The following is a 19,060-nucleotide window of genomic DNA, read 5'->3' on the forward strand; positions in this document are numbered from 1 at the left end:
TTTTGCGCCCGGAGGGGCAAACTTGTAACCATGAGCCACACTTCTGCGGAATCTGTCACTAAAACTTCTCAGACATCCACTTCCCTGGCACCCTCAGCAGAGCCGTCCCCTTCGGCGGCGACGCCATCTTCGGCTCCCTTCACGCTCTGGACGGTTTTTAAGCGCGCCGGCCTCCCGAGTGCGGGCAGTGAACAACGGGTCGCAGCCTTTGAGGAACTTGTCGCCGGGTTCGCCGGGCAGAACATCACCCTTCGCGGCGCCTACGATGTTTCCGCCATGCGCTCGGACGCAGACGTCATGTTGTGGCTGATCGGTCCAACAGCTGACGGCCTGCAACGCGCGGTGCGGGATATCCGCCGCAGCGATCTGTTCACCGGGACTGAGATTGCCTGGTCGGCGATGGGTGTGCACCGCGAGGCCGAGTTCGCCAAAAACCATGCGCCGTCATACATGTCCAAGACCGAGCCCAAGGGCTGGGTCTGCGTGTACCCGTTCGTTCGCTCCTACGAGTGGTACATCCTCCCGCCCGAAGAGCGCGGCACCATGCTCAGGGACCATGGCCTGCTGGGCCGGGATTTCCCGGGCGTGTTGTCCAACACCGTTTCATCGTTCGCACTCGGTGACTGGGAATGGATTTTGGGCCTGGAGGCCGACGACGTGCTGGACCTGGTGGACCTGATGCGCCACTTGCGCTCTACCGAAGCCCGCCTGCACGTCCGGGAAGAAATCCCGTTCTACACCGGCCGCCGGATCAGTGCGGCAGAAATCTCGGAGGTTTTGCGATGACAGATTCTGCAGCGACGGTTTTGAACCCCGTCACCGAGGCCGGCCGGATGGCACCGCGCCGCTATGACGGCATCCTGCTCGCGTCCTTCGGCGGACCCGAGGGCCAGGACGACGTCATTCCGTTCCTGCGCAATGTCACGCGCGGACGCGGCATCCCGGATGAGCGGCTGGAAGAGGTCAGCCACCACTACCGCGCCAACGGCGGCATCAGCCCGATCAACGCTCAGAACCGCGCGTTGAAGGCCGATCTGGAAGCGGAACTGAGTGCCCGCGGAATATCACTGCCGGTGCTGTGGGGCAACCGAAATTGGGCGCCCTACATCCCGCAGACCCTGCAGAGCGCGTATGACGACGGGCACCGGCGGCTGCTGATGATCACCACCAGCGCATATTCGTGCTACTCCAGCTGCCGCCAGTACCGAGAAGATATCGGAATGGCGCTGACCGACACCGGGCTCGACGGCAAGCTGGCCGTGGACAAGGTACGGCAGTATTTTGACCACCCCGGCTTTGTGGAACCGTTCATTGAAGGTACCGCGGAAGGTCTCACCAAGGTCCGCGCCGAACTCGCCGCCGCCGGGACGGCCGAGGCGCCGGTGCACGTCCTGTTTGCCACGCACTCGATTCCGATGCGCGACGCGGAAGCTGCCGGAAGGTCCGACGGCGAGCCCCGCGACTTTGCCGAGGGCTCGGCCTACGTTGCCCAGCACCTGGCCAACGGTGCTGCGGTGATGGCGCAGGTCGATGCGCTCAGTGCGGATGCCGCCGGAACCGCCGTCGCGACGCCATGGTCACTGGTGTACCAGTCGCGCTCCGGCGCGCCGCATGTTCCGTGGCTGGAACCGGATATCAACGATGCGCTGGAGGAACTCTCCGGCCAAGGCGTCAAGGGCGTAGTGATTGTGCCGCTGGGCTTCGTCACGGACCATATGGAGGTGCTCTGGGACCTGGACACCGAAGCGCGGGAAACCTGCGAAAAGCTGGGGCTGGTCTTTGACCGGGTACCGACGCCGGGAACACACCGGAAATTCATCACCGGACTGGCGGATCTGATCTGTGAGCGGACGGCGGACAACAACATTGCGGACCGCCCCGCAATGACGGACCTGGGCCCGTGGTACGACGTGTGCCGCCCCGGCTGTTGTGCCAACTTCCGCGGTGCCAAGCCTGCCATTGCAGGAGCGGACAGCACCGTTGGACGGTAGCCGGGTGGACACGGTAAAAGTAGGCACCCGGGCCAGTAAGCTGGCGCTGACCCAGACGCAGCAGACCGCTGACAGGCTCGCCGCCGTCGGAGGTTTCACCGTCGAGCTGGTACACGTTAAGACGGACGGTGACGTCCTGACCGGACCGCTGTCGCAGATGGGCGGCACCGGGGTTTTTGTGACCGCACTGCGCGACGCACTGCTGACCGGACGCTGCGACCTCGCGGTGCATTCGCTCAAGGACCTGCCGACAGGCCCCGCGGAAGGGCTCAAACTGGCGGCAATACCCGTTCGTGAAGATGCACGGGACGCTCTGTGCGCCCGCGCCGGACTGAGGTTCGATGACCTTCCCGCAGGCGCGAAGGTGGGGACGGGCTCGCCGCGCCGTGCGGCCCAGCTGCGCGCCGCGCGGCCGGATCTACAGATCGTCGATATCCGCGGCAACGTCGATACCAGACTGGGTCGGGTCGCAGGTCTGCCTGGTAACGCTGACGTACCATTTCTGGAGGGAAAAGCGGGCGACCTGGACGCTGTGGTACTGGCGGCAGCCGGGCTCGGACGAATTGACCGGCTGGATGTGGTCAGCGAGTTCTTCGGCCCGGAGATCATGCTCCCGGCCGCGGGGCAGGGCGCGCTGGCCGTGGAGTGCCGCAGGGCCGATGCCCCCGGAAGTTTTGGTCCGGTGACTGGAACCGCCAGCGGTGTGCCCGGAGAGTTGGCGCGGGCATTGGCCGCGCTGGACGATCGCGACACCAGGCTCGCCGTCACTGCCGAACGGGCCCTGTTGGAGCGCCTTGAGGCCGGCTGCAGTGCTCCGGTCGGTGCCCTCGCGCTCCGGAAGGGCAGCATGTTGTATTTGGACGCGGTGGTCTGTGCCGTGGACGGCACCGCATCGGTGCGCCGCAAAAAGGCAACCGACGGCCTGACCGAAGTCGGTGCCACACTGCTCGGTATTGATCTGGCCGAGGAACTGTTGGCCCACGGCGCCGGGGATCTAGCCGACCTGGCCGGCAGCGGGAAATGATTCCGAGGGATCAGGCACCGCGGTCAAACGTGTCGGGCGACTCCGCTCTGGGCGGACTCCGGGTCGCCATCACGCGCAGTCCCGACCGGGCGGACGCCCTGGTTCGGGCACTGCAGCAACACGGTGCCAGCCCGTACCTGGTGCCGCTGATCGACTTCGAGCTTGCCGGGGACCAAAAGGCCTTCTCCGAACGGCTGGAAGCGCTCGCGGCCGGGAAATACGACTGGCTGGTGGTCAGCAGTATCAGCACGATTCGCGCACTCAAGCAGTGGTGCGCCGCGCACGCCACGACCCTGGCCGAACTGGTTCCGGACGGAACGCGGATCGCAACCATCGGTCCGTCCTCGCGCCGCGTGCTCGAGGCCGAGGGCCTGGCTGTGGAGCTCGCGCCGGAGGATAACCAGTCCGCAGCAGGGTTGGTCGACCTCTGGCCGCCGGGTGCGGCGCGGGTGCTGTTGCCGCATTCAAACCTCGCAGAGCCGTCGCTGGCTGAAGGCTTGTCCCGAGCCGGGGCAACGGTTGACGCTGTCACCGCCTATGTCACGGTTGACTATCCCGCCCATCCCGAGCTGCGGCTAACCGCGGTGCTGGCTTCCGGTGACCCTGGTGCCCACGGCGGATCTGCTGCCAGTGACGGCCCGGGCAGCAGTACACGCGTTCCGGAGCTGACGCCGGCGCAGGCGAAGACGCTGATCGGCGCCGGCGGACTTGACGCCGTCGTCGCCGCGTCCGGCAGCGCCGCCCGCAGCATCGCCCGCCAGTTGGCCCCATTGCCCAAAGGTTGCCTGCTGATTGCCATTGGCAGGCCCACTCATGACGAGGCCATTCGGCTGGGTCTGAGCGTCGCCGCTACGGCCCAAAAAGCCACTCCGGCCGGCATCGTGGAAGCACTCAGCTGTGCCGTTCCGGGCCGGATGGCGAGCATGCCTGCAGTGCCCGCTATTACTGCCTATCCCGTCGATTTATAGGAGTCCTGATGAGTTTCCCGCAGCACCGTCCGCGCCGCTTGCGCGCCACCAACGCACTGCGCCGCCTGACCTCCGAAAACCGGCTGGCACCCACCGAGTTGATCCTGCCGGCCTTCATCCGCGAGGGGCTGAGCGAGCCGGTGCCGATCAGCTCCATGCCAGGAGTCGTCCAGCACAGCACCGAGTCGCTCAAACGCGCGGCGGTTCAGGCGGTGGAACGCGGGGTGGGCGGCATCATGCTCTTCGGCGTCCCCGCTACGCGTGACGCCACCGGCTCCGGTTCACTGGACCCGGAAGGTGTGCTGAACAAGGCCATCCGCGATGTCCGGGCCGAGGTGGGGGACGAGCTGGTGGTGATGAGCGATCTGTGCCTGGACGAATTTACCGATCACGGCCACTGCGGAGTGCTCAACGCTTCCGGCGGGGTGGATAACGACGCGACGCTGGAAATATATGCGGACATGGCCGTGGCACAGGCGAGGGCCGGTGCCCAGGTGCTGGCGCCGTCGGGCATGATGGACGGTCAGGTGGGGGTGATCCGGCAGGCCCTGGACTCCGCCGGATTCCAGGAACGGTCCGTGCTTGCCTACGCGGCGAAGTATGCGTCCGCGTTCTACGGCCCCTTCCGGGAAGCCGTTGACTCCCAGCTGGCCGGCGACCGACGGACCTACCAGATGGATCCGGGTAACCGGCGCGAGGCGCTGCTGGAGGTGCAGCTGGATCTGGCCGAAGGGGCGGACATGGTGATGGTAAAGCCTGCCATGAGCTACCTGGATATCCTTGCCGACGTGGCTGCGATGTCCCCGGTTCCGGTGTCCGCCTATCAGGTCTCCGGCGAATACGCGATGATCGAAGCCGCGGCCGCGAACGGCTGGATCGACAGACGCCGTGCCATTGAAGAATCCGTGCTCAGCATTAAGCGGGCCGGGGCTTCCATGGTCCTGACCTACTGGGCCGCCGAACTGGCCGACTGGCTGAAAAACCCTTAAGCCCATCTGGGCTGGAAGAATGGACGTATGAGCAGCACAGACATCTCAGCACAACTCTTTGACCGGGCCAAGGCCCTGATGCCCGGCGGGGTGAATTCCCCGGTGCGCGCCTTCGGCTCCGTGGGTGGAACGCCGCGGTTCATGGTTTCAGCCAAGGGCGCGTACCTAACCGACGCGGACGGCCGGGACTATGTGGACCTGGTCTGTTCCTGGGGTCCGGCACTGTTGGGGCATGCCCACCCGGACGTACTCGCTGCGGTGCATGCCGCCGTCGACCGCGGCCTCAGTTTTGGCGCATCGACGCCGGACGAGGCCGAACTGGCCTCGCTGGTGCAGCAGCGGGTGCCCGCCGTGGAACGTCTGCGCATGGTGTCCACCGGCACCGAAGCGACAATGACGGCCGTCCGGCTGGCCCGCGGCTTCACCGGCCGGAACCTGATCATTAAGTTTGCCGGCTGCTATCACGGGCACCTTGATTCGCTGCTCGCGGCCGCCGGCTCAGGTCTGGCAACCCTGGCGCTGCCCGGCTCGGCAGGGGTGACGGCAGCCACCGCCGCCGAAACCCTGGTGCTGCCGTACAACGATCTGGGTGCGGTCGAGGAAGCCTTCGCCCGGCACGGCCACAGCATCGCCGCGGTGATCACCGAAGCCGCACCGGCGAACATGGGCGTGGTAACCCCGGGGGAAGGCTTTAACGCCGGACTGTCGCGGATCACCGCCGAACATGGTGCGCTGCTGATACTCGACGAGGTGCTGACCGGATTCCGCACCGGGCCAGCCGGCTATTGGGGCCTCACCGCCAGCCCGGCCGATGCATTTTCTGCTGCCGCGTGGACGCCGGACCTGTTCACCTTTGGCAAGGTTATTGGCGGCGGGCTCCCGACGGCGGCACTGGGCGGCCGCGCGGACGTGATGGACTATCTGGCGCCGCTGGGCCCGGTCTACCAGGCCGGGACGCTGTCCGGGAATCCAGTGGCGATGGCTGCCGGGGTTGCCACCCTGAGGGCAGCGACGGCGGATGTTTACAACACCGTGGACGCCCGTTCGCTGCAGCTCTCGGCAGCGCTGTCGCAGGCGCTGGCCACGGCCGGGGTGGACCACTCCATCCAGCGCGCCGGCAGCCTGTTTTCCGTCGCCTTCGGGACCTCCGAACGCGGCGTACATAACTACGAGGATGCGCAGGGCCAGGAGTCCTTCCGCTATGCGCCGTTCTTCCACGCGATGCTTGATGCCGGGGTGTACCTGCCCCCGTCGGTCTTTGAGGCCTGGTTCCTGTCCGCAGCGCACGACGACGACGCCATGAACCGGATCATCGACGCTCTCCCGGGTGCCGCGAGGGCTGCCGCAGCAGCCTAGTGCGTATGCGGGCCAGGCACATCCGGTGCCGATGCCGCTGAAATGGACCGATGCCGTGGAAATTTCCACGGCATCGGTCCATTTGTCTGGCATCAGGCCGTCCCCGGGCGGGGTGTGAACCGATTCCCGGACTATAGAACGTCGGAGAGGAACCTCTTGAGGCGATCAGTCTCCGGCGCGGTAAAGAGCTGGTCCGGGGACCCCGTCTCCACCACAACGCCGGCGTCCATGAACGTCACGGTGTCCGAGACGTTGCGGCAGAACCCCATCTCGTGGGTTACCACCACCATGGTCATTCCCGACTGGGCCAGATCCGCCATCAGCGCGAGCACGCCCTTGACCAGCTCGGGGTCCAGAGCCGAGGTCGCCTCGTCAAAGAACATCACCTCGGGTTTCATGGCCAGCGCCCGGGCAATCGCCACACGCTGCATCTGTCCGCCGGAGAGGTCTGCCGGGCGGGCCTCGGCCTTGTGCCTGAGTCCCACCAGATCCAGCTGCTCAAGGGCCTCGGCACGCGCCTGGTCCTTGGGCATCCTGCGGAGCTTGTGCAGCGCGAGCGAGACGTTCTCCACCACGGTCTTGTGTGGGAAAAGGTTGAACTGCTGGAACACCATGCCGATGCGCCGGCGCAGCTCGTCCGGGTTGTCCTGCAGGACCGAGCGGCCGTCCAGCAGTATGTCACCCTGGTCCGGTTCGATCAGCCGGTTCATCACGCGCAGCAGCGTGGACTTGCCCGAGCCCGAAGGGCCGATCACGGAAGCAGTGGTGCCCTGCGGAACGTGCAGGTCAATTCCTCGCAGGACATGGTTGTGCCCGAAGGACAGGTGCAGGTTCTTGCCGGTCAGGGTGCCGGAGGTCAATACGGTCATGGTCTAAACGCCCTTTCCGACGGCGGCGGCAACGTCATCCGGCTCTTTTTTGGCGGGCTTGCCGATGCGCAGTCGGTTGTCGATGAAGTTGACCAGATGTGTGAGCGGTATGGTCAGGATCAGGTAAAGGACGCCGGCGGCCACCAGCGGAGAGAGGTTGCCCGAGTTGGACATTGCGTCGTTGCCGATCCGGAAGATTTCCCGCTGGCTGGCCAGCAGGCCAAGCACGTAGATCAGGGACGAGTCCTTAATCAGCGAGATCAGTTGGTTTACCAGCGCCGGCAGCACTCTTCGGATACCTTGCGGGATCACGACCAGGAACATGGCCGAGCCGTAGCTGAAACCAAGGGCCCGGGCCGCTTCCAACTGCCCCGTGTGAACGCTTTGAATGCCCGACCGGAAAATCTCACCGATGTAGGCGCCGGCCATCAACGTAAGGGCCAGGATACCCAACGGAAACGGGCTGGTGCTGCCGGTCAGCATCCGGAACGACGGCCCCAGGCCAATGCCGATCACCAGGATGACCAGGATGGCAGGCAGACCGCGCAGGATGTCCGTGTAAACGCGGGCTATCCAGCGGGCCACCCCGTTGCGGGAAATGCCCATCACAGCCAGGATCAGGCCGAGGATGCATCCCAGGACGCCGGAGATGATGGCGAGGATGAGGGTGTTGGGCAACCCGACTGTGAGCATCTGGGGAATGACTTCCCCCATCGCCTTCCAGTCAAAAAACGTCTTGAGGAATTGCTGGAATGCATCCATATGCTAGCCCTTCGGGAAGACGACAGCCTTGGAGCCGGGCTTCCAGTCGGTCGGGATGGCCCGCTCCGGGTACCAATGCTTGGACAGACTGCTCCATGTGCCGTCGGCGACGACGGCGTCAAGGCCAGAGTTCAGGGCATCAATCAGCGGCTGGTTCTTCGAATTGACCGCGTAGGCAACAAAGTTCTGCGTGTTGATAATGGATTCAACGATCGCGGTGCCGTCGCCGTCCTTGACCTGCCCGGACGCCTGCTGTGACGGGGCCACCCAGGCATCAATCTGGCCGGTCTTCAGGTTCGCATACACAGTGTTGTAGTCGGTGAAACGGACGGGTTCGATCTTCAGGGTGTTGGTGACGTAATCGTCCTGCACGGAGCCCTGCACCACGCCAACACGAGTGTCGTTCGTCAGGTCCTTGAAGCCCTTGACGGCAGCGCTCGTCTTGGCGACAACGGCCATGTAGCCGAAGTCGTAGCCGTTCGAAAAGCCAACGTTCTGGCGGCGCTTGTCGGTGGTCGAAATGGACGACGATCCAACGTCGAACGTCTTGTTCTGTACCTGGGCCAGCAGGCCGGCGAAATCGGTGGACTTGAACTCCACCTTCAGCTGCAGCTTGGCGGCGACGGCACGCAGCAGTTCGTTGTCGAAGCCCGTGAACTTGCCGTCCTTGTCGATAAAGATGTTCGGCGGGGCGTCGGAGAGCGTGCCAACGGTGATGGTTCCGGGAACGATCAGGCCCAGCTTGGACTTATCGATCGCGTCCACGGCGGTGACATCCTTGGTGGTGTACTTGTCCAGGGACTGCTGATCGCTGCCGGCCAGGGCATCCGTGGGCGAGGCTCCGCTGCCGGCGCTGCCGGCACTGCCGCCGCAGGCGGAAAGTGAGATGGTCAACGCGATGGCGACCGGAACGGCGGAGAGCCACTTGAAGGCTTTGAATTTCATGGGGGCATTCACTTTCATAGACAATTTGGCCGCAGCGATGCGCACGCTGTTTACGACTGGAGGTGGCCAAAGCTGCGCCTGGCGGCACGACGGCAGGGCCCGGCTGGCCGAACTAAAGTATGTCACTGGGCCCGGGATATCGTGGCACACAAACTTTGCACGCTTTTTGGAGCAATAGACCGAACAGAATTCGGCACGGGCGCAATAACGCCCTGCTGCGGGCTGTTCGGGCGCGACCGTTCAAAATCACCGCGGCATCTTCAGGCGGTCCGGCGACCGCCCTGTACATGTGTGAGATATGTCCTACCGGACCGCAGGTAGTTCCCGTCGGGGCCTAGATGAGGACGGGCCAGTGCCCCTCGATAACGGCAGCGGGGTCTTTGCGGCGCAGATAGTCCTGAAAATCCGCCGCCTGCGCCGCGGCCCAGCCTATCTGCGAGGCGTGCAGGGCCGCGGCCTCGAGCTGCAGCTCGGGGAACTGCGCCGCCAGGGCATCGGCGAGTCGGATCGTGGCGAGGGCGTCGGCGGCCGAGGTATGCGCATCCTCAAGGCCGACGCCGTATTCCTTGCACAATGCCCCCAGCGTCCGCCTCCCCTTGCGGTATTTATGCACCTGCTTGTTGCAGATATAGGGGTCAATCACGGGCAAGGCATTGAGCGGCAGCACCCCGTACCGGAAGGATTCGCGGGCCAGCACGGTGAAGTCATAACAGGCGTTGAACGCGATCACGGGGATGCCGCTGGCAAACAGGCCGGCCAGCACCTGTGACACCTCAGCAGCGGCCCGTTCGGCCGGAAGTCCGTGACGCCGCGCCCGTTCCGTCGTCACACCGTGAATTGCCGTTACCTCATTGGGAATCTTGATGCCGGGATCGGCAAGCCACTCGTGTTCGGCAGTTACGGTCCCGCCGTCGTCGACCACGACAATCGATGCGGTGACCAGCCGTGCCTCCCGCGGGTCCCGGCCCGTGGTCTCGACGTCGAACGCTGCCCGTGGACGTGTATGCCAACTGTTCATAAATCCACCGTACGGGGTGCCACCGACACGATCCGGCGGAACCCGCCGTCCGTCCGGGTTCTGCGCCGTGCCACGGCTTAGCCACCAGCAGATACGCGGATGCCGGACCGCGCGCCATTAGGCTGGTGGATATGCGTGCTCAGTACATAGATGCGGTGCTGGAAGTGGTGGACCTCATCCCGGTCGGCGCCGTGCTTGCCTATGGCGACATTGCGGTTCTGCTCAATGACGGCGGTCCCCGGCAAGTAGGTGCGGTGATGTCCCGCTACGGCAGCGCCGTTGCATGGTGGCGGGTGATCAGGGCCGGCGGACAGCCGCCGGCCTGCCATGATGCACGCGCCCTGAAACACTACCGCCAGGAGGGGACCGCGCTTCGTCCGGCCAGGACACCCGGCGACCAGGAGACCTGGCGGGTGGACATCGCTGCCGCTCGCTGGCAGCCGACGGACCAGGAATTTGTTCTCCTGGACCGTATCCGGGACGGCTTGACCGCCCGCACGGCGGCGGCCGCTGATACGCCCGGCGCCACAATGTCAGCACCTCATGATGGAGTGGTTTCATGACGCAGACATCGATTCTCGAACTGGTCCGCCCCGACGCCGCGCACCGGAGCGCTGCCGGGAGCGAGCCCGTGCTCAGCCCGGACCAGGATGCCGTGGTCCGGCTTGGAACGGGCAGCGGGCCGGTGCTGATCTGGGGTGCCCCGGGGACGGGGAAATCCACCGTTCTGGTGGAAGCAGCAGTAAAAAGGATTGAGGACGACGGCGTCGATCCGGCGGGCGTGCTGCTGCTGGGTCCATCGCGGCTGGCGGCTGCGCGGCTGCGGGACGGGCTCAGCGCCCGGCTGGACCGGAGCCTGAGTACGTCCCCGGCCCGTACCTGGGCCTCCTATGCTTTTGATGTGCTGCGCCGTGCCAAGGTAGAAGGCCGGTTGCCGCACTTGGAGCGCGCGCCGAAGCTGCTCAGCGGTCCGGAGCAGGACCTGATCATCAAGGAGCTCCTCGACGGCCATCGCCTGGGGTTGGGCACCGCCCCGACATGGCCCGAGGATTTGCGTGAGGCGCTGGGAACCCGCGGCTTCCGGCAGGAAGTCCGGCAGCTCTTTGACCGCGTTATTGAATATGGCCTGACGCCGGCCGATCTCGCCGGGCTGGGTCAGGAGAACGCGCGGCCGGACTGGATAGCGGCCTCCGTGCTCTATGGGGAGTACCGCGACGTAGTGGACTGGGGTAAGTCAGGTTCCTTTGACCCCGCCGGCATTATTACCGCCGTGATTGGACTCTTCGAAGCGGATGCGGAGTACCTTGACAGGGAACGGAACCGCCTGCAGCTGATCCTGGTCGATGATATCCAGGAAGCGAACCAAGCGGTGCATCGCCTGCTGGCACTGCTGGGCCGCGGCAAGGATGTCCTCATCACCGCTTGCCCGGACACCGTGGTGCAGGGGTTCCGCGGTGCCCGTCCGGACCTCGCGGGGCAGGTCCGCGAGCGCCTGGCCGGCAGCGGTTCTGTCGCTGAGGCCGTCCTGAGCACCTCGCATCGGCTGTGCCCGGAACTCGCACAGGGGTGGGGCCGGGTTGCGGAGCGGATTTCGCAAAGCAAGGGCGGCCATAAGGCGCGGGTCCTGGAAGCGACGCCTGTTATCGCGGCAGACCAGGAGGACGCCGCAGTCACGGCGCACCCCGGGGGAGCAGCCGTGCGGGCGGCATTGACCGCCCATCTGGTGGCATCCGAGGTCCACGAGCTCCGATTGATTGCCGAGCGGATTCTCGACGCGCAGCACCACGAAGGCCGGCGGCTGGCGGACATTGCGGTGATTGTCCGCACCGGCACGCAGCTGGCCCAGCTGCAGCGGTACTTGGGCGGCCAGGGGATTGATGTCAAGGTGCCCGTTGCGGAAAATGCAGTCCGCGACGAGGCCGCCGTGCAGCCTCTTCTGGACGCGTTTCGCGTGGTGCTCGACCCCGATTTGCTCGATGCCGAGCTCGCCGTTTCCCTGTTGACCTCGCGGCTGGGGCGATCGACGTCGATCAACCTGCGGCGGCTTCGGCAGGCGCTGCGCCGTCAAGAGCGCAGCGGCGGCGGCGGGAAGGCCAGTGACGCCCTGCTCGTGGAGGCCTTGCTGGATCCGGGCGCGTTCTCGCAGTTGGGCTGGGACGGGAAGAACGCCGAGAGAATGTCAAGGATGCTGGCCGCCGGGCGCAAAGCTGCTGCGGATCCTGGGGCAAATGCCGAAACGGTCCTTTGGGCGCTGTGGGACGAGGCAGGCTGCTCCGACTACTGGGCGGCCCAGGCGATTGCCGGTGGTCCGGCAGGAATACGTGCGGACCGCGATCTGGATGCGATCATGGCGCTCTTCCAGACGGCGGAACGCTATGTTGATCAGCTGCCCGGCTCAAGTCCGCGGCAGTTCCTGGAATATCTGCTGAACCAGGAACTGCCGATGGACACCCTTGCGGCACGTGCCCAGCGCAGCGATGCCGTGGAAATTCTGACGCCGGCCAGCGCCGCGGGACGGGAATGGCCTGTGGTGATTGTTGCGGGTCTGCAGGAAGGAATCTGGCCGGACACCCGGCTACGCGGTGAGTTGCTCGGCAGCCAACTGCTGGTGGATGTCTTGGAACGCGGACCGGCAGCGGCGCGGCAACTCGGCCCTGCCACGCGCCTGCGGGAGATCCGTTATGACGAATTACGCAGCTTTTCCACTGCGATTTCGCGTGCCAGCGAACGATTAATCTGCACCGCCGCCTCGTCCCCGGACCTGCAGCCCTCGCAGTTCCTGGACCTAGTTGCGCCCTGGGAAGCTCCTCCGGCCGGTCCGGAACCGGCCAACCCGCTGCAGGGCCGGCCGGTGGAACAGGTCCGCCGGCCCATGACCTTGCGTTCGCTGGTGGCGGAATTGCGCCAGGAATCGGAGGCCGGAGCGCCCGCAACAGTGCTGCCGGCAGCGGTTCCAGCTGTTGCGGGGCAGACTGGATCGGCGCGGGCCCAACCGGCAGCGGAAGCTGCACGCATGCTCGCGGTCCTCGCTGCAGCTGGTGCACCGGGAGCGGCACCGGATGCCTGGTGGGGGCTGGCTCCGTTGAGCTCAAGGGCCCCTATCGTTCCACCGGATGAAACGGTGAAGGTTTCCCCGTCGAAGGTCGAAGCCGTCCTGAAGTCGCCGCTCAATTGGTTCGTTCAGGCGGCCGGGGGAGAGGCGGCGACTGACTTCGCGCGCAGTTTGGGCACCTTGGTGCATTCAATTGCCCAGGAACACCCGGACGCTGCAGGGCACGAATACCTTGCTGAGCTGCAGCGCCGATGGCCGGCGTTGGGGATGAAGGAAAATTGGGAAGGGAAACTGGATTTCAAGCGTGCGGAGGAAATGGTCCGCAAGCTCGCGCAGTATGTGGTGCAGATGCGAACCGAAGGCCGCAGCCTGCTCGCTGTGGAAAAGGATTTCAGTGTGGACCTTTGCGCTGCCGCTGATGAAGCGCACCTCCCCGGAGGGGCGGGGCCCGAAACGGAGGTTCACCGCGCCATTACCCTCCGTGGGCAGGTGGACCGGCTGGAAATCGATGCGGAGGGAAACCTCGTCATCATCGACCTGAAAACCGGACGGCGGAAGCCCAAGGCCGCCGAACTCGCTGAGCACCCTCAGCTGGGCGCCTATCAGGCAGCCGTGGCGGCTGGCGCTTTCGCAGGCCTGGCGGGTGTCAGCAGCGCAACCCGGACCGGTGGAGCGCGACTGGCCCAACTGGGAGACGGGACCAAGGGACTGAACGTTCAGGAGCAGGAAGCCCTGAATCCACGGGACGACTGGGCGACGCCGCTTGTCCGCAAAGCCGCCGGATTGATGTCCGGCGCTACCTTCGAGGCCGTCCATGATCCCGGAAGCGGCAGCATGAACGGGAGCTGTCCGGTCCCGCAAATCTGTCCGCTGTGCAGCGCAGGAAAGCAGATCACCGAATGAGTATTGATGTCACGGACAAGCCAGTCCACGATCGGCAAACGCACGTCTCGCCCTATGAACTCGCCGGGCTGCTCGGGGCGTTTCCGCCCACCGAAGAGCAGGCCAGGATCATCTCCTCGCCGCTGGAGCCGCTGCTGGTGATTGCCGGTGCTGGTTCGGGAAAGACCACGACGATGGCGGACAGAGTGGTGTGGCTGGTGGCCAACGGCTACGTCCTGCCGGAGGAAATTCTGGGCGTCACCTTCACCCGAAAGGCGGCGGGAGAGCTCGCCGGGAGGATCCGCCGCCAGCTGGCGAAGCTGACAGCACTGGCACGATCAGGAAAGGGCGCCCTTGCGCTCGGTTCGGTCGCTGCCGAGGCGTTGGAACCCAAAGTCAGCACTTACCATTCCTACGCCAGCGGCATCGTCACCGATTACGGCCTGCGCCTGGGGATCGAGCGGGACGCTGTGGTCTTGGGAGGTGCGGAGTCCTGGCAGTTGGCCAGTCACGTCGTGGAAGCCTATGACGGCGGGTACGAGCATTTCTCCGCGGCCAAGTCGACGCTGGTCAAGGCCGTGCTGGATCTGGCCGGGGAATGTTCCGAGCATCTGCAGGATCCGCTTCATGTGCGCGCCACCGTGGAGGCGTTGGCGGAGCAGCTTGCGGCCCTGCCGTACTTGGAAGGCAAGGTTCGTGCCTCCACTAAAGGGGCGGCAGATTTGGTCGATGTGCTACGGACCAGAGGCAGCGTGGCGGAGATGGTCGTCCGCTACACGGTGGCCAAGCGCAACCGCAACGCCCTCGATTACGGAGATCTGGTGGCACTTGCGGCGCAGATTGCTGATCAGGTGCCGCAGGCAGCTGAACTGGAGCGCCAACGCTACAAAGTGGTGTTGCTCGACGAGTTCCAGGACACATCCCATGCGCAGCTGCAGCTCTTTGCCAAGCTCTTCGGCGACGGCCACCCCGTAACGGCAGTGGGCGATCCGCATCAGTCGATCTACGGCTTCCGTGGCGCATCGGCCGGGCAGCTATTCCGATTCCCCGAGATCTTCCGCACCAGCACCGGAGGCTTCGCTGCTACGGCGGAACTGACAACTGCCTGGCGGAATTCCATCAACATCCTCAATGCCGCCAATGTCATGTCCGGCGAGCTGAACGCGGTTCAGCGTCGGAAGTCAGCCCAACGCCGGAACGCCGGGCCCGCAGTGACCGTCTCACCCTTGCGGCAGAAGGACGATGCCGCGGCCGGCACGGTGCTGCTGGCACGTTACGCCACCGTGGTGGATGAGGCGGACGCCGTGGCCGCCAGCATTTTGTCGCAAAAGGACTTCCGTGCCGAACGGGACGCAGGAGCTGGCCGGCGGCTGGTGTCGTCGGCTTTGGAGCCGACGACGGTCGGAATTCTGTGCCGCCGTCGCGCGCAGTTCCTGGCGCTGCAAAGTGCCCTTGAAGCACGCGGCATTCCCTATGAGATAGTCGGCTTGGGCGGACTATTGGAGACGCCGGAAATAGTTGATCTGGTCGCTACCCTACGGGTGCTTGCTGATCCAGGGCGCTCGGATTCACTGATGCGGCTGCTTACCGGTGCACGCTGGCGGGTCGGGCCATTGGATCTGATGGCTCTGGCGGACTGGTCGAGGTACTTGGCCAGGCAGCGCGAATATGCGGCGGACGTCCGGGAGGAGCCTGACGCGGACGCCGCGGCATCCGGCCTTGTGACTGACCGGTCGGGGGAACACGTTCCGCGCCCGGCCGCGGACACTGCTGTTGAACTCGACCTGGTGGATGGTTCCAGCCTGGTCGAGGGCCTGGACCAGCTTAAACGGGATTATTGGCCGGCCGGGCTCGTCCGCACGCTGACGCCAGCGGGATTGGAGCGACTGCTGGCCCTGCGGGACGAGCTTCGGTATCTGCGCAGCTTTGTCGGTGATGACCTGACAAGCCTGCTCGGCGAAGTTGAGCGGACCATGCTGTTGGATATCGAACTGGCTGCCAAACCGAATTCCAACATTCACCACGCCCGGCGGAATCTTGACGCGTTTGCGGACGCCGCCGCGGACTTCATGCAGACCGCTGATCGAGTGGATTTGCTGGCTTTTCTCGGTTGGCTGGAAACGGCTGAATCGGAGGAGAATGGCCTGGAAATGACCCAGCCGGAGGTGAACCCGGACGCGGTGCAGCTTCTGACAGTGCACGCCTCCAAGGGGCTGGAGTGGGACGTAGTCTATGTCCCGGGACTTAACGAGGGTGCGTTCCCCAGCGGCCGGGTGAACCGTTGGTCTCAAGGTGCTGCCTCGCTGCCGTGGCCATTGCGCGGCGACAGCGAGGACCTGCCGGAATGGGACCTGTCGATGCCTGACCAGAAGGGCTGGCTGGACACTGAGAAACTCTACGCGGAGGACGTCAAAGCCCATGGCGAAGAAGAAGAGCGGCGGCTGGCCTATGTAGCGTTCACCCGTGCAAAAAATTTCCTCATGTGCTCCTCCACGGCCTGGAGCGCCGGGCGGGCAAAACCGACGGCTGCCTCGATTTTTTTGACCGAGTTGTTGCCGCTGACCGAGCTGACCCCCCGGCAGGCAGTCCTGGGCGATTGGTTTCCAGAAGGTGAACCGGGCGAAGGAAACCCGCTCACAGCCGGAATTGAAAGCGCGCAGTGGCCCTATGATCCGCTGGAAGGACCTCGGATCACCGGCCGGCAGGTATCCGGGCAGAAGAAAACCGGACGCCGTAATGCGGTGGAAGCTTCGGCACGCGCGGTTTACGCCGAATTGGCCCGGCTCGCGCAACGGGGACAGAATCAGTCTCCTGCTTCGATAGCGGCAGACGCTGATTTCCTGTCGCTGAATCCCCGCTGGGGAAAGGAAACGTCGCTCCTGCTGGCGCAGCGAGGTCTGCAGTCCCGTACGGCACCGGTTCAAATGCCGGCCCATATTTCCGCCTCCCTGCTGGTCGACCTCGGAGACGATCCGGCCGCAGTGACGCGCAACCTTCGCCGGCCCGTGCCCCGTAAACCCGGAATGGCCGCCCGGAAAGGGACGGCCTTCCACGCATGGGTGGAGGAATATTTTGGCACGTCCGGTCAGCTGGACCTCGACGAAGTCCCGGGTGCGGACAGCTACGTCGATGAAGCTTACGGGTTGGAGCTGATGCAGGCGACGTTCCGGGCTTCGCACTGGGCCCAGCGGACGCCGGAAATGCTGGAAGTACCCGTAGAGACTCGTGTCGGAGATGTTGTAGTCCGGGGCAGAATCGACGCTGTGTTCCGCGACGCGGACGGCGCCTGGGATCTGATCGACTGGAAAACCGGCCGCGTGCCGTCCGCGGCGGCGCTGAGCGTCCGATCAGTGCAGCTCGCCGTCTATCGGCTGGCCTGGTCCCGACTCAAGGGGGTTGAGCTACGGGACGTCCGGGCCGCGTTCTACTTTGTGGGACAGGACAAACTGATCCGTCCGCATAATCTGGCGGGCGAAGTCGAGCTGGAACGCATCGTCAGCTCGGCTTACTCAGCTGGCGCGTCCGGTGCGGTCGAGGAACCGGGCACTGTGGATCGGCGGGACGCGTCAGCGTGAGTGCAGTGGAATAACCTTCATCGTGGCGGTACGGGTATCGTCAGCGGCCGCCGCGGCCGCTGGATCCACTGCATGGGGAACGCCAGCGGCGGCGGCGGCAGCTGCGGCAGTTTCCTGAGCAGCAGTCCCGGGCCCGGCCGTCTCCCGGGCTGCGGCTACCTTCGGCCCGCTGAAGCCCTGGTTGGCGCCGCCACCGGCTGCAGCGGTGACCTCGGCTGTGCCTTCGGTGGCGGCTGTGCCTTCGGCAGGCACCGTAATTTCGGCAGGCACTGTGACATCGGTGGCCGCGCTGCCGGTGGTTGTAGCACGGGGGCCACTCGTGCCCGCGTCATTTATGGTACCCACCGTGACCTTGTTGCTCGCCTCCGCGCTGCTGCTGACTTCCACAGTGATTTCAGCTACGGGAGCAGCGGGCCCCACGGCGCGCGAGCCGGTTCCGGCAACACCCGAGGCAGTCCCTGCGACGCCCGCAGCAGTCCCGGCCTTAGCTGCCGAAGCGGTCGCGTGGATTTCCGGCTCTGTACTGATCGGCTGGCCACCAAATGTTGCAATGTCGTTCTCCAGCGTCCGCAGCATGTCCTCTGCCTCGGCCACCATCCGTTGGTCATTGGCGGCTACTCCCTTGACCAGCCACTGCGCCAAGGCAAATTCGGCCGAGAGTGCTGCACGGCGCAGCAAGTGGCGATCCGTGATGTCTTTGCGCGCGGCAGCGTAGGATTCCTGGACAGCATCCACGAACGGCTGGTTATTAATGGCCACCAGCCAGGCAAAGTCGTCGGCGGGATCGCAGACCTTCAAATCGGTCCAGCCGGTAACGGCCATTACTCGGCGTCCCTCAATAAGAACGTTGTCTTCGTGCAGGTCACCATGCACCACGCACGGGCTGAACCGCCAGAGCGCTACGTCTTCCAGAGCGTGTTCCCATCGACGCAGCAGTGCGGGGGGAATTTTACCGGTCGTTGCGGCCTGATCCAGCTCGTTCAGCCGACGCTGACGGAATTCGTTGGCGGTATAGCTGGGCAGGTCCGCCCCGTCCACCAGGCCCGGAGGCAGGTCGTGGATCGCGGCCATCGCGGCGCCGATTTCCTTCGCCAAAACAGCCCCGCCTGCGGCTAACTCTTCCACTGACTGCGCTACGCCGGACAAGTGGGAATAGACAAAGGTCGTCAAGTCGCCGCGGCGTACGGTGCCGGCCACTGTCGGCAGCAGGAACGGAAGCTCGGCGCGCACGCCCGGGGGAAACGCCCGCAGTACCAGCAGCTCCGTCTCGAGCCGGGCGCTGGCTTCCGGATGGCGTGGCGACCGGACACGCCAGCGTTTGCGGTCCCCGTCCAGCAGCACCGCAGAATCAAAATCCGCCGCGTCGTCCGGTTCCGGGGCACAGGCGACAGGGGATAGACCGGGCACGGCTGCAGTCGCTACCGCGGCCAATTCGATGGGTGTCATTCGTCTCACCCCTCCACCGTAAGGCGGCCAGCTGTGAAGAGGGGCGTTTCAGCGCGGCGAGTCGCGCGAACCGTTATGCATCCCACATCCACCGGATCGGCAACTTCCGGGAAACCGCAGGGCTGTGCGGCGGGATGCAGCCGGTGCGAAGGTGCGCCTGCGGAATGTGCAATGTCGGTCTGA

14 protein-coding genes are annotated in these 19,060 nt (G+C 65.2%); 9 read left to right on the plus strand and 5 right to left on the minus strand.

All coding sequences use genetic code 11. The annotated features are described in order from the left end of the window. Positions 1-30: 30 nt before the first annotated feature. Genes hemQ through hemL form a run of 6 tightly spaced genes read left to right on the plus strand, consistent with a single transcriptional unit; the run spans position 31 to position 6,328 of the window. On the plus strand, positions 31-786 hold the full coding sequence (gene hemQ / locus OS914_RS00965; RefSeq protein ID WP_267544185.1) for a hydrogen peroxide-dependent heme synthase: 756 nt from the start codon (positions 31-33) through the stop codon (positions 784-786). After that, positions 783-1,991: a ferrochelatase gene (locus OS914_RS00970; protein ID WP_267544186.1), complete on the plus strand. Its 1,209-nt coding sequence runs from the start codon at positions 783-785 to the stop codon at positions 1,989-1,991. Before hemQ ends, OS914_RS00970 begins: the two co-directional genes overlap by 4 nt. Positions 1,992-1,995: 4 nt before the next feature. Then, positions 1,996-3,015, plus strand: a complete 1,020-nt coding sequence (hemC, locus tag OS914_RS00975; RefSeq protein ID WP_267544187.1) for a hydroxymethylbilane synthase — start codon at positions 1,996-1,998, stop codon at positions 3,013-3,015. A 29-nt stretch (positions 3,016-3,044) separates the two neighbouring features. Then, a complete protein-coding gene (locus OS914_RS00980) occupies positions 3,045-3,983 on the plus strand; it encodes a uroporphyrinogen-III synthase (protein WP_267544188.1) in 939 nt (312 codons plus the stop codon). 8 nt (positions 3,984-3,991) lie between these two features. After that, a complete protein-coding gene (gene hemB / locus OS914_RS00985; protein ID WP_267544189.1) occupies positions 3,992-4,972 on the plus strand; it encodes a porphobilinogen synthase in 981 nt (326 codons plus the stop codon). A gap of 27 nt (positions 4,973-4,999) precedes the next feature. After that, positions 5,000-6,328: a glutamate-1-semialdehyde 2,1-aminomutase gene (gene hemL, locus OS914_RS00990; protein WP_267544190.1), complete on the plus strand. Its 1,329-nt coding sequence runs from the start codon at positions 5,000-5,002 to the stop codon at positions 6,326-6,328. A gap of 131 nt (positions 6,329-6,459) precedes the next feature. Here hemL and OS914_RS00995 read toward each other — a convergent pair whose 3' ends face one another. The 4 genes from OS914_RS00995 to OS914_RS01010 form a co-directional block, all read right to left on the minus strand. Further along, positions 6,460-7,197, minus strand: coding sequence for an amino acid ABC transporter ATP-binding protein (locus OS914_RS00995; RefSeq protein WP_267544191.1), 738 nt, complete (start codon positions 7,195-7,197; stop codon positions 6,460-6,462). 3 nt (positions 7,198-7,200) lie between these two features. Continuing rightward, positions 7,201-7,959: an amino acid ABC transporter permease gene (locus OS914_RS01000; protein ID WP_267544192.1), complete on the minus strand. Its 759-nt coding sequence runs from the start codon at positions 7,957-7,959 to the stop codon at positions 7,201-7,203. A gap of 3 nt (positions 7,960-7,962) precedes the next feature. Then, a complete protein-coding gene (locus OS914_RS01005; protein WP_267544193.1) occupies positions 7,963-8,904 on the minus strand; it encodes an ABC transporter substrate-binding protein in 942 nt (313 codons plus the stop codon). A gap of 334 nt (positions 8,905-9,238) precedes the next feature. Further along, complete coding sequence (locus OS914_RS01010) at positions 9,239-9,922, minus strand: 3'-5' exonuclease (RefSeq protein ID WP_267544194.1); 684 nt, start codon at positions 9,920-9,922, stop codon at positions 9,239-9,241. A 131-nt stretch (positions 9,923-10,053) separates the two neighbouring features. Here OS914_RS01010 and OS914_RS01015 point away from each other — a divergent pair, with 131 nt between their 5' ends. Genes OS914_RS01015 through OS914_RS01025 form a run of 3 tightly spaced genes read left to right on the plus strand, consistent with a single transcriptional unit; the run spans position 10,054 to position 17,431 of the window. Then, a complete protein-coding gene (locus OS914_RS01015; RefSeq protein WP_267544195.1) occupies positions 10,054-10,485 on the plus strand; it encodes an MGMT family protein in 432 nt (143 codons plus the stop codon). Continuing rightward, entirely contained in the window at positions 10,482-13,877 is a 3,396-nt protein-coding gene (locus OS914_RS01020; RefSeq protein ID WP_267544196.1) for an ATP-dependent helicase, read from the plus strand. The genes OS914_RS01015 and OS914_RS01020 overlap by 4 nt, the downstream gene beginning before the upstream one ends. After that, positions 13,874-17,431, plus strand: coding sequence for an ATP-dependent helicase (locus OS914_RS01025; protein WP_267544197.1), 3,558 nt, complete (start codon positions 13,874-13,876; stop codon positions 17,429-17,431). Before OS914_RS01020 ends, OS914_RS01025 begins: the two co-directional genes overlap by 4 nt. Here the strand turns inward: OS914_RS01025 and OS914_RS01030 are convergent. Beyond that, on the minus strand, positions 17,423-18,877 hold the full coding sequence (locus tag OS914_RS01030; protein WP_267544198.1) for a macrolide 2'-phosphotransferase: 1,455 nt from the start codon (positions 18,875-18,877) through the stop codon (positions 17,423-17,425). The two genes, OS914_RS01025 and OS914_RS01030, sit on opposite strands and share 9 nt — an antisense overlap. Between the last annotated feature and the right edge of the window lie 183 nt (positions 18,878-19,060).

The organism is Arthrobacter endolithicus, from assembly GCF_026627425.1.
Taxonomy (GTDB): domain Bacteria; phylum Actinomycetota; class Actinomycetes; order Actinomycetales; family Micrococcaceae; genus Arthrobacter_M.

What these genes read in the sequence shown, in the direction of transcription:
- hemQ (WP_267544185.1), top strand. Translation starts at nt 31, where the DNA reads ATGAGCCACACTTCTGCGGAATCTGTCACTAAAACTTCTCAGACATCC.
- OS914_RS00970 (WP_267544186.1), top strand. Translation starts at nt 783, where the DNA reads ATGACAGATTCTGCAGCGACGGTTTTGAACCCCGTCACCGAGGCCGGC.
- hemB (WP_267544189.1), top strand. Translation starts at nt 3,992, where the DNA reads ATGAGTTTCCCGCAGCACCGTCCGCGCCGCTTGCGCGCCACCAACGCA.
- hemL (WP_267544190.1), top strand. Translation starts at nt 5,000, where the DNA reads ATGAGCAGCACAGACATCTCAGCACAACTCTTTGACCGGGCCAAGGCC.
- OS914_RS00995 (WP_267544191.1), bottom strand. Translation starts at nt 7,197, where the DNA reads ATGACCGTATTGACCTCCGGCACCCTGACCGGCAAGAACCTGCACCTG.
- OS914_RS01000 (WP_267544192.1), bottom strand. Translation starts at nt 7,959, where the DNA reads ATGGATGCATTCCAGCAATTCCTCAAGACGTTTTTTGACTGGAAGGCG.
- OS914_RS01005 (WP_267544193.1), bottom strand. Translation starts at nt 8,904, where the DNA reads ATGAAATTCAAAGCCTTCAAGTGGCTCTCCGCCGTTCCGGTCGCCATC.
- OS914_RS01010 (WP_267544194.1), bottom strand. Translation starts at nt 9,922, where the DNA reads ATGAACAGTTGGCATACACGTCCACGGGCAGCGTTCGACGTCGAGACC.
- OS914_RS01015 (WP_267544195.1), top strand. Translation starts at nt 10,054, where the DNA reads ATGCGTGCTCAGTACATAGATGCGGTGCTGGAAGTGGTGGACCTCATC.
- OS914_RS01020 (WP_267544196.1), top strand. Translation starts at nt 10,482, where the DNA reads ATGACGCAGACATCGATTCTCGAACTGGTCCGCCCCGACGCCGCGCAC.
- OS914_RS01025 (WP_267544197.1), top strand. Translation starts at nt 13,874, where the DNA reads ATGAGTATTGATGTCACGGACAAGCCAGTCCACGATCGGCAAACGCAC.
- OS914_RS01030 (WP_267544198.1), bottom strand. Translation starts at nt 18,877, where the DNA reads ATGACACCCATCGAATTGGCCGCGGTAGCGACTGCAGCCGTGCCCGGT.